The 13,233-nt window shown below is 72.7% G+C and carries 14 protein-coding genes and 1 pseudogene; 6 read left to right on the plus strand and 9 right to left on the minus strand.

Annotated features, from left to right (window positions below; all coding sequences use genetic code 11):
- Nucleotides 1-46 precede the first annotated feature (46 nt).
- Both ACGF3A_RS03890 and ACGF3A_RS03895 read left to right on the plus strand, forming a co-directional pair.
- On the plus strand, nucleotides 47-298 hold the full coding sequence (locus ACGF3A_RS03890) for a hypothetical protein (RefSeq protein ID WP_393725463.1): 252 nt from the start codon (nucleotides 47-49) through the stop codon (nucleotides 296-298).
- 13 nt (nucleotides 299-311) lie between these two features.
- On the plus strand, nucleotides 312-863 hold the full coding sequence (locus ACGF3A_RS03895) for a hypothetical protein (protein WP_393725465.1): 552 nt from the start codon (nucleotides 312-314) through the stop codon (nucleotides 861-863).
- Between the two features lie 13 nt (nucleotides 864-876).
- On the opposite strand, the gene ACGF3A_RS03900 is transcribed toward ACGF3A_RS03895, so the two are convergent.
- Nucleotides 877-1,380 carry a GNAT family N-acetyltransferase gene (locus ACGF3A_RS03900; protein ID WP_393725467.1) on the minus strand — a complete coding sequence of 168 codons (504 nt, stop codon included), beginning with the start codon at nucleotides 1,378-1,380 and terminating at the stop codon, nucleotides 877-879.
- A 134-nt stretch (nucleotides 1,381-1,514) separates the two neighbouring features.
- Here ACGF3A_RS03900 and ACGF3A_RS03905 point away from each other — a divergent pair, with 134 nt between their 5' ends.
- From ACGF3A_RS03905 to ACGF3A_RS03915, 3 genes are all read left to right on the plus strand, one after another.
- Entirely contained in the window at nucleotides 1,515-1,829 is a 315-nt protein-coding gene (locus tag ACGF3A_RS03905) for a DUF1330 domain-containing protein (RefSeq protein WP_393725468.1), read from the plus strand.
- Nucleotides 1,830-1,952: 123 nt separating this feature from the next.
- Nucleotides 1,953-2,972 carry an MDR family NADP-dependent oxidoreductase gene (locus tag ACGF3A_RS03910; protein ID WP_393725469.1) on the plus strand — a complete coding sequence of 340 codons (1,020 nt, stop codon included), beginning with the start codon at nucleotides 1,953-1,955 and terminating at the stop codon, nucleotides 2,970-2,972.
- A gap of 31 nt (nucleotides 2,973-3,003) precedes the next feature.
- Nucleotides 3,004-3,366, plus strand: a complete 363-nt coding sequence (locus ACGF3A_RS03915) for a MerR family transcriptional regulator (RefSeq protein WP_393725471.1) — start codon at nucleotides 3,004-3,006, stop codon at nucleotides 3,364-3,366.
- A gap of 198 nt (nucleotides 3,367-3,564) precedes the next feature.
- Here ACGF3A_RS03915 and ACGF3A_RS03920 read toward each other — a convergent pair whose 3' ends face one another.
- The gene (locus ACGF3A_RS03920) at nucleotides 3,565-4,563 is read right to left on the minus strand and encodes an NAD(P)/FAD-dependent oxidoreductase (RefSeq protein WP_393725473.1); all 999 of its coding nucleotides are present in this window, start codon (nucleotides 4,561-4,563) and stop codon (nucleotides 3,565-3,567) included.
- A gap of 162 nt (nucleotides 4,564-4,725) precedes the next feature.
- Between ACGF3A_RS03920 and ACGF3A_RS03925 the strand changes: the two are divergent.
- Nucleotides 4,726-5,358: pseudogene (locus tag ACGF3A_RS03925) on the plus strand (phosphatase PAP2 family protein); the annotation flags it as partial.
- Between the two features lie 57 nt (nucleotides 5,359-5,415).
- Here ACGF3A_RS03925 and ACGF3A_RS03930 read toward each other — a convergent pair.
- The 7 genes from ACGF3A_RS03930 to ACGF3A_RS03960 form a co-directional block, all read right to left on the minus strand.
- Nucleotides 5,416-6,117 (minus strand): response regulator, encoded by a 702-nt coding sequence (locus tag ACGF3A_RS03930; protein ID WP_393727125.1) that lies wholly within the window; start codon nucleotides 6,115-6,117, stop codon nucleotides 5,416-5,418.
- Nucleotides 6,118-6,140: 23 nt separating this feature from the next.
- Nucleotides 6,141-7,664 carry a sensor histidine kinase gene (locus tag ACGF3A_RS03935; RefSeq protein ID WP_393725475.1) on the minus strand — a complete coding sequence of 508 codons (1,524 nt, stop codon included), beginning with the start codon at nucleotides 7,662-7,664 and terminating at the stop codon, nucleotides 6,141-6,143.
- 130 nt (nucleotides 7,665-7,794) lie between these two features.
- The gene (locus ACGF3A_RS03940) at nucleotides 7,795-8,925 is read right to left on the minus strand and encodes a LacI family DNA-binding transcriptional regulator (RefSeq protein WP_393725476.1); all 1,131 of its coding nucleotides are present in this window, start codon (nucleotides 8,923-8,925) and stop codon (nucleotides 7,795-7,797) included.
- 200 nt (nucleotides 8,926-9,125) lie between these two features.
- Nucleotides 9,126-9,926 carry a succinate dehydrogenase/fumarate reductase iron-sulfur subunit gene (locus tag ACGF3A_RS03945; RefSeq protein ID WP_393725478.1) on the minus strand — a complete coding sequence of 267 codons (801 nt, stop codon included), beginning with the start codon at nucleotides 9,924-9,926 and terminating at the stop codon, nucleotides 9,126-9,128.
- Nucleotides 9,923-11,857: a fumarate reductase/succinate dehydrogenase flavoprotein subunit gene (locus tag ACGF3A_RS03950; protein WP_393725480.1), complete on the minus strand. Its 1,935-nt coding sequence runs from the start codon at nucleotides 11,855-11,857 to the stop codon at nucleotides 9,923-9,925. Before ACGF3A_RS03950 ends, ACGF3A_RS03945 begins: the two co-directional genes overlap by 4 nt.
- 16 nt (nucleotides 11,858-11,873) lie before the next feature.
- Nucleotides 11,874-12,710 (minus strand): hypothetical protein, encoded by an 837-nt coding sequence (locus tag ACGF3A_RS03955; protein ID WP_393725482.1) that lies wholly within the window; start codon nucleotides 12,708-12,710, stop codon nucleotides 11,874-11,876.
- A gap of 66 nt (nucleotides 12,711-12,776) precedes the next feature.
- Nucleotides 12,777-13,076: a hypothetical protein gene (locus tag ACGF3A_RS03960; protein WP_393725484.1), complete on the minus strand. Its 300-nt coding sequence runs from the start codon at nucleotides 13,074-13,076 to the stop codon at nucleotides 12,777-12,779.
- Nucleotides 13,077-13,233: the final 157 nt, after the last annotated feature.

Consider the following 13,233-nt stretch of genomic DNA (forward strand, 5'->3'; position numbering starts at 1 on the left):
TGTGAGCGGCGATCAGGTGTCGACCCGTCAGAGGATGAGAAGCCCGATGATGCCGCCGAACTGCGCCCTGTGCCGTGTTCCGCCCCAGCTTTCCGAGTTCGAGTCCAAGGACTTCACCCTCGTGTACTTCCGGTCCACGGTGACGTATCCGGACGACTGGGCCGGCCATCCGGAGAACGCCGAGTGGTTCTGCCCCACGCATCTGCCTCTCACGGAGGGCCTGACACATCTGCCTGCCCTGGACGCCATGCGCCTGATCACGGCGAAGCTGCGCGGGACGACGGACCAGGGATCCTAGGGGCGGCGGCACGATGGGCGGCGCGTTCGTGGAGCAGCTTCCGGCGCTGACGGGCGTGGTCATCGGTGCCCTCGGCTCGTATCTGGCGGTGATGCGCGGCGACCGGGCGCGGTTCCGCCGCGAGCAGGCGGCGCGGTGGGAGGAGCGGCGGCTGACGGCCTACTCGGATTTCGCGCGGTCGCTGAAGGTGTCCGTCAGTGTGATGTTCCGGGCCGCGGCCCACCTCGGCAACGACGCGAACCCGCACCCCCTCCCACCGGACGAGGCGGCTCCACGGCTGAGCGACGCCGCCGAGTCCCGCGACCTGGCCTGGGAGGCGCTGCTCCTGCTGGGCGCCCCGGAGGTGGTGGAGACGGCCCGGGGATGGGCCGGGACCGTCGCCGGGATGGAACGCTTCGTACGGGACGGGACGCGCGACCCCGCCGCGTGGACGGCCCTGCTCGCGGAGCAGCGCGCGGCGCGCGAGCGGTACTACACGGCGGCCCGCCACGACGTCGCCCTCGCGCCCGGCCACCCGGGCCGGTGGGGGCGCGGACGCGGACGCGGGCGCGGCGGGCGCGACTAGCGCGTACGGCGGCTCACGGCAACGCGCGCGTGAGCCAGACGATTTCGCCCTTCTCGTCCGTGGAGACGCGGTCCCGCTCGAAGCCGAGCTTCTCCAGGACGCGGAGCGACGCCGTGTTCCAGGTGCGGGTGGTCGACCAGAGGCGTTTGCGCCCGGTGGCGGCCGCCGCGCCGAGCACCGCGCGCGCCGCCTCCGTGGCGTAGCCACGCCCGTGCGCGTGCTGGAACAGCTCGTACGCGATCTCGGGCTCCTCCAGGGTGGTACGCCCGATGATCAGCCCGCAGTAGCCGATGAAGTCGCCCTCGTCCCGGCGCTCGATGGGCAGCAGGGCGATCCCCGTCGTCTCCGTCGCGGCGAGCAGCTCCCCGATGGACGTCCGGATGCGCTCGACCGGCGGCTTGCCGTCGCCGCGCTCGGCGAGGAGGTCGCTGAACTCCGCGGCGTCCCCCTCGTCCCATGGCCGCAGGATCAGCCGCTCGGTCTCCAGCTGGAACGGCATCGTCTCGTACGTGGACATACGCCCACTCTGCACCACGGGAATGACCATCTCCCCGACGGGGTTGTCCGTGTCCCGTGTCCCGTGTCCCGTGTCCCGTGCCCCATGTCCCCTGCCCCCCCGTCCCATATCCCCTGTCCCAGGAAGGGAACCCCGTGCCCGCTTACGCCATCGTCAATGTCGACGTCCTCGACGAGGAAGCTGGCCTGGCCTACGCGTCCGTGGCCCAGAAGTCGATCATCGACCACGACGGCCGCTATCTGGTCGCGAGCCCCACGCCCCGGCCCGTCGAGGGCACCTGGGACGCCTCCCGGGTCGTGGTCATCGAGTTCCCCGACATGGCCCGCGTCCGGGAGTGGTACGACTCGCCCGAGTACCGGCGCGCACGCGAGATCCGGGAGGGCAAGGTCCGCGTCAGCCTCCTCTTCGTGGAGGGCGCCCCGCCGGAGGGCTTCACCCTCCCGGAGTGAGCGTCCGGCGAACGCCCCGGCGGACTTGAACTTGACGTTCACGGAAGGTTTTACCGTCGGGCGGAAGCCGCCGCCGGTCCGCGTTCCGCGTTCCGGTTCCGAGCTCAGTGGAGGAGCCCGCCCATGACGCACCACGTACCCGCCACCCACCGCGAAATACGCCTCGTCGCCCGCCCCGAGGGGGAGTTGAGGGAGGAGCACCTGAAGGTGGTCGAGGCGCCCGTCCCTCTGCCCGGCCCCGGGCAGGCGCTCGTACGGACCCGGGTGATGAGCGTGACCGCCGTGATGCGCACCCTCATGCGCGACGACGCCGACCTGCCCATGCCGCCGTACGCCGTGGGCGAGCCCCTGTGGGGCCCCGCGCTCGGCGAGGTCGTGACGGCGCCCGAGGGCAGCGGACTGGAGCCGGGCGCGACGGTGCTGTCGTACCGCGCGGGCTGGCGCGAGTACGCGGCCGTCGACGCCGACGGCCTGGAGCGCGCCGACCTCGACGCCCTGCCCGACCCCGCGGCCCACCTCTCCCAGGGGTTCACCGCGTGGCTCGGCGTCGTACGCGGCGCCGAGGTGCGCGAGGGCGACACGGTCTTCGTCTCCGGCGCCGCAGGCGGGGTCGGCTCGCTGGCGGGGCAGTTCGCCCGGCTGCGCGGCGCGGCCCGGGTCATCGGCAGTACGAGCAGCCGCCGCAAGGCCGCGTACCTGACCGGGGAACTCGGCTACGACGCCGTCGTCCTGCGCACCGAGGACGACCTGGAGGGCCAGCTCCGCGAGGCGGCCCCCGACGGCCTCGACGCCGTCTTCGACAACGTCGGCGGCGAACAGCTCCGCGCCTCCCTCGCCCTCGCCCGCCCCGGCGCCCGTATCGCCCTGGTCGGCGGCCTGTCCGGCCAGATCGGCGGCGGCGCCGGATCGCCCACGGAGATCGACACGCTGGGGCTGGTCGCGCGGAGCGTCACGCTGCGTGGCCTCGCGGGCGTTCACTACCTGGACGAACTGCCGCGCTGGCACGAGGAGTTCGCCCGCGGCCTGCGCGAGGGGAAGCTCACCGTGCCGCACACGCTCCTCAAGGGAATCGCCGAGGCCCCGCGAGCGCTGTGCGAGTTGCTCGCGGGGCGGCACATAGGTGCGGTGCTCGTGGAGCTGTGACGACGGTCGCCGATCTTCGGGAGGGGCACGCATGCGCATCGGAGACGCGGCGGCGTCCGCGGGACTCACCCCGCGGGCGCTGCGGTACTACGAGGAAGAGGGCCTGCTCCGGCCCGGGCGTGCCCCCTCCGGCCACCGGGAGTACGGGGCGGCGGACCTCCGCCGCCTCCGCGTCATCCGCGAACTCCTCGACGCGGGCCTGACCGTCGCCGACGTCCGCTCCTTCGCCGACGTCCTGGACGGGGAGTCCGTACGGGAGACGGAGTGCTGCGCCGTCGGCCAGGTCAGCCTGCGCCGCCTCGCCGAACTCGACGCCCGCATCGAACGGCTGACCACCCTCAGAGAACGCCTCGCCTCCCGCATAGCCGCCCGCTTCGACACGGTCTTCTCCTGACCACCCCCCCCCGAACGCGGCCGCCGCGAGTCACCGTTCACTCGACGGCCCTGCCGACCGCGACCTCGTCCAGGACACACGGCCGACCCCCTCCGAACCGGTCGAGGAACGGGAACACGGGAACAGCCGCTGGTCCGGCGCAGCAGCGAACGCCTGCTCCACTTCCCGCCCGCCGTGTACGGGTTCCCGCGGAAGGGTCTAGCCCTGTCCCACAGGCACGGGCAGCGAACGCTCCACGTCCTCCTCCACCAGCTCCAGGTTGAGCGCGAAGGCCGCCGCCGCTCCCGTGCCCGCCGCGGTGACGACCTGTGCGCGGGGGTCGGCGACATTGCCCACCGCCCACACGCCGGGCACGCTCGTACGCCCCGCGCGGTCGGTGACCAGCCAGCCGTTCCCGTCCCGCGCGCAGCCGAGATCCGCCAGCATCCCGTCGCGCGGCACCATGCCCGGCACGAGGAACGCCGCCTCGCACGGCACCGCCCGCCCCTCGGCCAGCTCCACCCCGCGCAGCGTGCCGTCCTCCACGGCCAGCCGTTTGACCTCGCCCTCCTCGACCCGCACCCCGCGCGCCGCGAGTCGGGCCCGCTCGTCCCCGGACGGCTCCAGGGTGTGCGAGAAGAGAACGACGTCCGCCGACCACTGACGCAGCAGCAACGCGTGCCCCACGGCGCCCGGATGCGTCCCGAGCACCCCGATCGCCCGGTCCCGGAACTCGTACCCGTGGCAGTACGGGCAGAACAGCACGTCCTTCCCCCACCGCTCACGCACCCCGGGCAGCTCCGGCAACTCGTCCCGCAGCCCGGTGGCCAGCACGACATGCCGGGCCCGCACCACGGCCCCGCCCGCCAGTCGCACGGAGAACCGGGCAGGTGCCGGTGTCGGGCCCGGGGCCGGGAGGACGGTGTCCACGGAGCCGTCGATCAGGTCCACCCCGTACCCGGCGACCTCGCGGCGCCCGACCTCCAGCAGCGCCGCCGGCGGCATGCCGTCCCGGGAGAGGAAGCCCCGCATGTGCGCCGAGGGCGCGTTGCGCGGCTCCCCGGCGTCCACGACCGCCACCCGGCGACGGGCCCGCGCGAGCACCAGCGCGGCGTTCAGCCCGCCCGCACCCGCCCCGATCACCACGACGTCGTAACCCCCGTCGCCCAAAGCCCTGTTCACTGTGCCGCCCGCTGTACTGCTCGCTGTGCCGTTCATGCCCGCACTCTGTGCCCCGCCATCCAGTTACGGCAATCATCGTTGCCGTTTCCGGGACGGGTGCGGTGGCGGGCGCGGTGGCCGTCAAGCCTGACCTTCGTCATAGCCGCACTCCGACCTTCGGGACGGGGATCCCGCCGCGCGCGGATCTACGTTCCCGCCATGCGACGAGAAACACGACTGGCAACCCCGGCCGCGGCGGCGCTCGCCACCGGCCTCGTGGCCCTCGCGGCCCTGGCCCTCTGGCTGCTGGCGCCCGGCGGCCCCGGCGACCCGGGCCCCGCGCGGGTCACGGACGGCACCTCCGTCTCCCTCTACCGCTCGCTCACCGAAGCCGTGGCGGACGGCCCCTCCTGGCTGGGCACCCTCCTCGAACTCGCCACCGAAGGCACCCTGGTGGCCCTCGGCGCGCTCCTCCTGTGGACCTGGTGGACCTCCTTCCGTGCGGGCGACGCGCACCGCGTCGCCGCGACCGTCCTCACCGGCGTCGGCACCGTCGCCGCCTACGCCCTCAGCGAGGCGCTGAAGCTCGTCGTCGACGAGGAGCGCCCCTGCCGCGCGCTGCGCGGCGCCGACCCCGTCGCCGAGTGCCCCGAACCCGGCGACTGGTCCTTCCCCAGCAACCACGCCACCCTCGCCGCCGGACTGGCCGTCGGCCTCGCCGTCCTGCGCCCGCGCCTCGCCGCCGTCACGCTGCCGCTCGCCGGTGCGGCCGCGCTGCTACGGGTCCTGGTCGGCGTGCACTACCCGCACGACGTCCTCGCCGGTGCCCTCCTGGGCGCCGCCCTCGCCGCCGTCACGGTCCTCGCGGGCACGGCCCTCGCCGCCCACGGGGTGGCGCGGCTGCTGCCGCTACTGCCGGGGAGCGGCGGGCCCCGGCGGCACGACGCCCGCCTCGTGCGCCACGACGGCCGCGGCCGCCCGGTTGTCCACCCCCAACCGCGCCAGGACCGAACTGACATGGGCCTTCACGGTCCCCTCCACCACCCGCAGCCGCCGGGCGATCTGCCCGTTGGAGAACCCGGCTCCCAGGTAGGACAGCACCTCCCTCTCCCGGACGGTGAGCGCCTCGACCCGCTCGCGCGCCGAGGTACGGCGACCGGCCACCGTCCCGGCTCCGGAGGCGGCGAGATGGGCCACGACCCGGGCGGCCACCTTCGGTGAGAGATACGCGGCGCCGTCGGCCACGGCGCGTACCCCCGCCACCAGCTCCTCGGGCTCTCCCGACTTGATCAGGAAGCCCGAGGCGCCGCCGCCGAGCGCCTGGAGAATGTAGTCGTCCTCCCCGAACGTCGTGAGCATCACCGCCCTCGTCCCCGGCGCCGCGTCCCGTATCAGCGCCGCCGCCTCGATCCCGTTGACCTCCGGCATACGGATGTCGAGCACGGCCACATCGGGGCGGTGGCGCCGCACCAGCTCGACGGCCTCCCGCCCGTCCCCGGCCTCCGCGACGATCTCCAGATCGGCGGCGGTGGCGAGGATCGCGCGCACGCCCGCGCGGACCATCGGCTCGTCGTCGGCTATCAGCACCCTGACCCGCCGCTCCTCCGCCATCTCATCCCTCCCGTTCGCTCCGCTCATCTCCCCACCAGCGCCCGCGCGGAGACCAGGGTGTCCCCCCGGAAGCACAGGCGGTAGACATCGCCGGAGCGGTCGTCGAACCGGTCGGCCGTCATCGCGTAGAACTCGCACCTCGTTCCGTGTCCCGCCGACGGGGTCTCCGCCGGGCGCTGGGAAGTCTGTCTGTCGGGCAGGTACGGCGCGACCTCCGACCTGTCCTGCCCGGCCCGCAGCCGGGCGAAGTCCGCCGGATCCAGCACCGAGCGCTCGGCCAGCACCATGTCCCACAGCGTGAGCCCGCCGCCCGCGAGGGCCGTCGCCGCCAGCGGCACCGTCAGCGAGGCGAGCAGCGTGCGCCGCAACCGCCGCCGCGCGTACGAGTGTTCGCTCCGCGTCTCCCCGGCGGCGGGCGGCTCCACGCCGGTGGACTCCTCTTCCCCGGTGGACTCCTCCACCCCGCTGGCCCGCGTCCCCTGGGCGGCAGGGGGAGCGTGGGGCAGCCGTGCCCGTACCGCGAACCCTCCGTCCTCACTCGGCCCACCGTCGAAGGTGCCGCCCGCCAGCCGCACGCGCTCGTCCAGCCCGACCAGCCCGTGCCCTCCGATCCCTTGGCCTCCGATTCCCTGGCCGCCAGTTCCCGGTCCCAGCCTCGGCCCCGGCCTCCGCCCCGGCCCGTTCTCCACCTCCACCGTCGTCTCCGCCTCCGCATGGGTGACCCGGACCGTCGCCCGGGTGCCGGGCGCGTGCTTGGCGACGTTGGTCAGGCCCTCCTGCACGACCCGGTGCACCGCGCGCAGGACGGCCTCCGGTATCTCCTCCCGCTCGCCCTCGATCCGCGCCTCCACGTCGAGCCCCGAGGCCGACGCCTCGGAGACGAGCCGCGTGACGCCGGTCCCGGACGGCTCGGTCGGCCCGGTCGGCGGCGCGTCGGCCTCCTCCCGCAGCACCCCGATCACCTCGCCGAGGCGCTCCACGGCCGTGCCCGCGCGGGTCCGTATGTCATCGGCCGCCCCGCGCTGGCCCTCGTCGAGGCCCGGGGCGAGCTTGAGCGCGCCGGCGGAGAGGGCTATCAGGCTCAGCTCGTGCCCCAGCACGTCGTGCATGTCCTGCGCTATGCGCGAGCGCTCGCGCAGCCGGGCCTGCTCGGCGACCAACCGGCGCTCCCGCTCCAGCTGTTCGGCGCGCTCCCAGCCCGCCCGCGTCAGCTCGCGATAGAGCTGCCAGACCCGCCCGGCGAACCACGGCAGCACCCCCGCCGCGACGAGGACCGCGACGAATCTCGTCCCCGGCACCAGCCAGCCGGGCACCAGGGCGACCGCCGCCATGTCCAGCGCCAACGCGCCCACCAGGACGAGCGCCGCAGCGCGCGCCGCGCCCCGGCCACCCCGCCCCTCCGTGGGCCGTCGCCCCGCCAGGAAGGCGCAGACCGCCGTCAGACACGCCGTCAGCAAGGCCCACCTGGGCCCGGCGACCCCGGCGAGCAGCGACGCCGCCACCACTCCCACCGGGAGCCCGTATCCACCGATCACAGTGCCGTTCACCCGAGCAACGCTACGGACGCCGACCGGCCAGCCGACACTGCCGAAAGTCCAATTCCCCCGGCCACCCGGCCAGACCTGAGAAGGAGACGCCCCTAATCCGCCGAAGGGGGATCAGGGAAGTGCCGCAGCCTCAGGCGCAGCCGCAGCTCTGCCGGTAGGCCAGCGTCACCGGGAGGACGACCGACTGCGGCTCCTCGTGGCCCGGCTCCGCCGCGTCGATGCGCCGGAGCAGCAGCTCGGCCGCGCGCTCGCCCATGTCCCGCATCGGCTGGCGGACCGTGGTGAGAGTGGGGCGGACGAGGCGGCTGAGCGGGATGCCGTCGAAGCCGGTCACGGCGATGTCCTGCGGGACCCGCACCCCGCGCCGTTCCAGGGTGTGCAGCGCGCCCACCGCCATCTGGTCGTTCGCGAACACCATGGCCTCGGGCCACTCACCGGCACCAGCCCCGGCCCCGGCCCCGGCACCAGCCCCGGCACCAGCCCCGGACCCCGTCCGCGCCAGCAGTTCCTCCGCGGCGTGCGCGCCCTCGGCCTGGGTCATCATCACCGTACGCACGTCCGGCTCCGCGGGGACCGGCAGTCCGGCGGCGCGGCACGCCTCGGCGTAGCCGTGGAAGCGGGCCTCGGCGTCGGGGGAGTCCGGGGGGCCGCCGACGAACGCCAGGCGGCGCAGGCCGTGGTCCTCGACGAGGTGGCGGGTCAGCTCGCGCTGCCCGTCCGCGTTGGCGACCTCGACGTGATCGAGGTGGTCGATCCCGCGCGGTCCGGCGAGCATCACGACGGGCAGCCGTCGCGATATGACCTCCAGGTCCTCGGTCGGCACGGTCCCCGCCATGACGGCGAAGCCGTCGACCCGGCCCGCGACCTTCGCGACCAGGCTCTCCGGGCCGCCCTTGAGGGAGGCGGCGATCAGCAGCGCGTACCCGTGGCGGCGGGAGGCCCGCTCCATGCCGCGGATGATCTGGTCGGAGTAGAGCATGAACGCGTGGTCGTCGTCGGCGTCGGCCGCGAGTGCCTCGGTCTCCGCGTCCGGGTCGGAGTAGTCGGGGAAGCAGAGGCCCAGGACGCCGGTGGCCCGGCTGGCGAGCCCGCGCGCGCTGCCGCTCGGCACGTATCCGAGGGCGCGGGCGGCCTCCAGCACCTTGTCGCGGGTGGTGGCGCGCACCGAGTCGGGGTTGCGGTAGACACGGGAGACGGTGGCGATGGAGACCCCCGCCCGTTCGGCGACGTCGTAGACCGTCGGAGTGCTGGGTGTGCCCATCCTGTTTCCGCTCGCCTCGTCCCTCTACGTCCCTCGCCGTCGAATGTAAGCGCATTCACCTTACGGGTGGGAACGTTCCCAGGCAAAGTGATCCACGGCACGCCCGGCACCCGGAAGGGGGTCCCGAGGGGTTCCTCTCCGGGTGCCAGGCATATGACGGACGGGGGCCCGTGAAGGTTCCGGCCCCGTGCGGAGGTGCGCTACGACCTGCGGCGGATCTTGTTCCCCAGCCACACCAGCGGGTCGTACTTGCGGTCGGCCGCGCGCTCCTTGAGCGGGATCAGGGCGTTGTCCGTGATCTTGATGCCCTCGGGGCAGACCTCGGTGCAGCACTTGGTGATGTTGCAGTAGCCGAGCCCGTGCTCGTCCTGCGCCGTGGTCTTGCGGTCGAGACCGTCCTCCGCGGCGCCGTCGAGCGGGTGCATGTCCAGCTCGGCGACGCGCATCAGGAAGCGCGGGCCCGCGAACGCGGTCTTGTTCTCCTCGTGGTCCCGCACCACATGGCAGGTGTCCTGGCACAGGAAGCACTCGATGCACTTGCGGAACTCCTGCGACCGCCCCACGTCCTCCTGCTGCATCCGGTACTCACCGGGCCCGAGGTCCTGCGGCGGTACGAAGGCGGGAACCTCGCGTGCCTTCTGGTAGTTGAAGCCCACGTCCGTGACCAGGTCGCGGACCACGGGGAAGGCCCGCAGCGGGGTGACCGTGATGACGTCCGTACGTTCGAAGACCGACATCCGCGTCATGCAGAGCAGCCTGGGCCGTCCGTTGATCTCGGCGCTGCACGAGCCGCACTTGCCCGCCTTGCAGTTCCAGCGCACCGCCAGATCGGGGGCCTGGGTCGCCTGGAGGCGGTGGATGATGTCGAGGACGACCTCGCCCTCGTTCACCTCGACCGTGAAGTCCTCCAGGCCGCCGCCCTCCTGGTCGCCGCGCCAGACGCGGAAGTGCGCGTCGTAGCTCGTGGCTCCCGGAGTGCTCGTGTCCTCAGCCGTAGTCACTCTGCCGTCAGCTCCTCGTCGGTCAGGTACTTGATCAACTCCTCTTTCTCGAAGAGTTCGAGCAGGTCCGTACGGATGGCGGGCATCTCACGGCGGCGCAGGCTGATCCGCCCGCCGCCCTCGGCCTCGCCGTCCGCGAGGGTGCAGACGAGGTTCGCCCGGCGCCACTCGCGGTCCATCACCGGGTAGTCGTCGCGGGTGTGGCCGCCGCGCGACTCCGTACGGTTCAGCGCGGCCCGCGCCACGCACTCGCTGACCAGCAGCATGTTGCGCAGGTCGAGCGCGAGGTGCCAGCCCGGGTTGAACTGGCGGTGCCCCTCGACCCCGGCCCGCCGCGCGCGCTCGCGCAGCTCGGCCAGCTTCTCCAGGGCGCGTGCCATCTCCTCCTCGCGCCGGATGATCCCCACGAGGTCGTTCATGGACTGCTGGAGCTGCTGGTGGAGGGTGTACGGGTTCTCCACCGGCTCCGCCTCGGCCGCTTCCTCCTCGGCGCTGAACGGGCGCAGCGCCTCGGCCGCCGCCGCCTCGATCTGCTCGTCGCTCACGGCGGGACGTGCGTCCGCGTGCTCCTTCGCGTGTTCCGCGGCGTGGAGCCCGGCGCGGCGGCCGAAGACCAGCAGGTCGGAGAGCGAGTTGCCGCCGAGCCGGTTGGAGCCGTGCATGCCGCCCGCGACCTCGCCCGCGGCGAAGAGCCCGGGGACGCCGACGGCCGCGGCAGTGTCCGATTCGACGTCCACGCCGCCCATCACGTAGTGACAGGTGGGCCCGACCTCCATGGGCTCGGCCGTGATGTCCACGTCGGCCAGCTCGCGGAACTGGTGGTGCATGGAGGGCAGCCGCCGCTTGATCACCTCGGCGGGCATCCGGGTGGAGACGTCGAGGTAGACGCCGCCGTGCGGGGTGCCGCGTCCGGCCTTGACCTCGGAGTTGATGGCGCGCGCGACCTCGTCGCGGGGGAGCAGCTCGGGCGGGCGGCGATTGTTGTCCGGGTCGTCGTACCAGCCGTCGGCCTCCTGCTCGGACTCGGCGTACTTCTCCTTGAAGACGTCCGGGACGTAGTCGAACATGAAGCGCTTGCCCTCGGAGTTGCGCAGCACCCCGCCGTCGCCGCGGACCGACTCGGTGACGAGGATGCCCTTGACCGACGGCGGCCAGACCATGCCGGTCGGGTGGAACTGCACGAACTCCATGTTGATCAGCGAGGCCCCGGCGAGCAGCGCCAGCGCGTGCCCGTCGCCGGTGTACTCCCACGAGTTCGACGTGACCTTGAAGGACTTGCCGATGCCGCCGGTCGCGAGGACCACGGACGGCGCCTCCATCACGAAGAAGCGGCCCGACTCGCGCTCGTAGCAGAAGGCGCCGGAGACCCGGTCGCCCTCCTTCGCGCTCGTGTCCTTCAAGATCCGGGTGACCGTGCACTCCTGGAAGACCTTGATCCGGGCCTCGTAGTCGCCGTGCTCCTTGAAGTCCTCCTGCTGGAGGGCGACGACCTTCTGCTGCAGGGTCCTGATCAGTTCAAGACCGGTCCTGTCGCCCACGTGCGCGAGGCGGGGGTATTCGTGACCGCCGAAGTTGCGCTGCGAGATCCGGCCGTCCTTCGTGCGGTCGAAGAGCGCGCCCCACGTCTCCAGCTCCCACACCCGGTCCGGGGCCTCGCGGGCGTGCAGCTCGGCCATCCGCCACTGGTTGAGGAACTTGCCGCCGCGCATGGTGTCGCGGAAGTGGACCTGCCAGTTGTCGCCCTCGTTGACGTTGCCCATGCTGGCGGCGATGCCGCCCTCGGCCATCACCGTATGGGCCTTGCCGAAGAGGGACTTGCAGATCACGGCCGTACGGAGGCCCTGCTCGCGGGCCTCGATCGCGGCGCGCAGTCCGGCGCCGCCCGCGCCGATGATGACGACGTCCCACTGCTGGCGTTCGACTTGCGTCATGTCGCTTGCATCCCTCTCAGAAGAACCGCGGATCGTCGAAGACGCCGGACGCCAGCAGGTACACGTAGAAGTCCGCGAGCGCCACGCTGATCAACGAGGCCCAGGCGAGCAGCATGTGCCGCTCGTTGAGCTTCCCGACCCAGCCCCACATGCGGTAGCGCACGGGGTGCTTGGAGAAGTGCTTCAGCCGGCCGCCGACGATGTGCCGGCAGGAGTGGCAGGAGAGGGTGTACGCCCAGATCAGGACGATGTTGACCAGGAAGACGAGCGTGCCCAGGCCCATGTGGCCCCACTCGTAGTGCTCGTCGCGGAAGGCGAGCACGGTGTCGAACGTCAGGATGCCCGCGACGAGCAGCGCCGCGTAGAAGAAGTACCGGTGGATGTTCTGCAGGATGAGCGGGAAGCGGGTCTCGCCCGAGTACTTCTTGTGCGGCTCGGCGACGGCGCAGGCGGGCGGCGAGGCCCAGAATCCGCGGTAGTACGCCTTGCGGTAGTAGTAGCAGGTGAGGCGGAAGCCCAGCGGGAAGATCAGGATGATCAGCGCAGGCGACAGGCCCCACCAGTCGCCCAGGAGACCCCAGTTGGGGCCGCCCTTCATCGTCTCGCAGTTGTCCGCGAGGCAGGGCGAGTAGAACGGTGAGACGTAGGGCGCGTCGTAGTAGTCCGCGTTCGCGAACGCGCGCCAGGTCGAGTAGACGACGAAGGCGAGAAGCCCGAACGCGGTGGCGGCGGGCGCCAGCCACCAGCGGTCCTTGCGCAGATGCGGTTCCGCGATGGCGGCGCGCGTCCCCTCGCGCACACCGCCGCGGGCTTCGTCCCTCAGCTTGGGTTGTGGTTCGGTGCCAGTGGCCAACGGTTTCTCCGGAGAAGGCGACTTCGGTCGAGGGGTCAGGCCCCCGTGGACGGGGCCCCCTCGCCGCTACGGCGCATGCCGGTCCTGTGCCCCCAGCCCCTCGTCGTCGACATCGGTCCACAGCCCGCTGTCGTACGGCTGGTCCGGGATCGTCACCATCTCCGGGTGCTGCTCGGGCACGGCCTTCGGGGTGGCGTCCCTGAGGAGGGAGAGCGACTCGCGCAGGTGCTCGGTGTCGCTGCGCACCCGGCGGATCTCCAGCCCGCTGCCGACGCGCTCCTCCAGTCTGCTCACGCTGCGCGCGAGATCGTCCAGGCAGCGCTGAGCGGCCGTCAGTTCCTCGTGCAGAGACGTAACTTGAGACACGACGTGCCCACCTCCATGGGTGGTGGCGGCTGGCTAGGTCCATGCGCGTGGCGAGTGTTACGCGTCACACTCCCACTTGTGAAGAGCCCCGCACGCCTTTCCGCTCGTACGGGCTGCCGGGCGGCGCCCTGTTGCCGTGGGGTGACGGGTGATCGTC

The sequence above is a fragment of the Streptomyces sp. NPDC048172 genome, from assembly GCF_043202595.1.
Classification (GTDB): domain Bacteria; phylum Actinomycetota; class Actinomycetes; order Streptomycetales; family Streptomycetaceae; genus Streptomyces.

Bases quoted from the DNA above. Each gene is read 5' to 3' on its own strand.
- ACGF3A_RS03900 (WP_393725467.1), bottom strand. From the start codon at position 1,380: ATGTCCACGTACGAGACGATGCCGTTCCAGCTGGAGACCGAGCGGCTG.
- ACGF3A_RS03950 (WP_393725480.1), bottom strand. From the start codon at position 11,857: ATGACGCAAGTCGAACGCCAGCAGTGGGACGTCGTCATCATCGGCGCG.
- ACGF3A_RS03910 (WP_393725469.1), top strand. From the start codon at position 1,953: ATGACGCACCACGTACCCGCCACCCACCGCGAAATACGCCTCGTCGCC.
- ACGF3A_RS03940 (WP_393725476.1), bottom strand. From the start codon at position 8,925: ATGGGCACACCCAGCACTCCGACGGTCTACGACGTCGCCGAACGGGCG.
- ACGF3A_RS03890 (WP_393725463.1), top strand. From the start codon at position 47: ATGATGCCGCCGAACTGCGCCCTGTGCCGTGTTCCGCCCCAGCTTTCC.
- ACGF3A_RS03920 (WP_393725473.1), bottom strand. From the start codon at position 4,563: ATGAACGGCACAGCGAGCAGTACAGCGGGCGGCACAGTGAACAGGGCT.
- ACGF3A_RS03930 (WP_393727125.1), bottom strand. From the start codon at position 6,117: ATGGCGGAGGAGCGGCGGGTCAGGGTGCTGATAGCCGACGACGAGCCG.
- ACGF3A_RS03915 (WP_393725471.1), top strand. From the start codon at position 3,004: ATGCGCATCGGAGACGCGGCGGCGTCCGCGGGACTCACCCCGCGGGCG.
- ACGF3A_RS03895 (WP_393725465.1), top strand. From the start codon at position 312: ATGGGCGGCGCGTTCGTGGAGCAGCTTCCGGCGCTGACGGGCGTGGTC.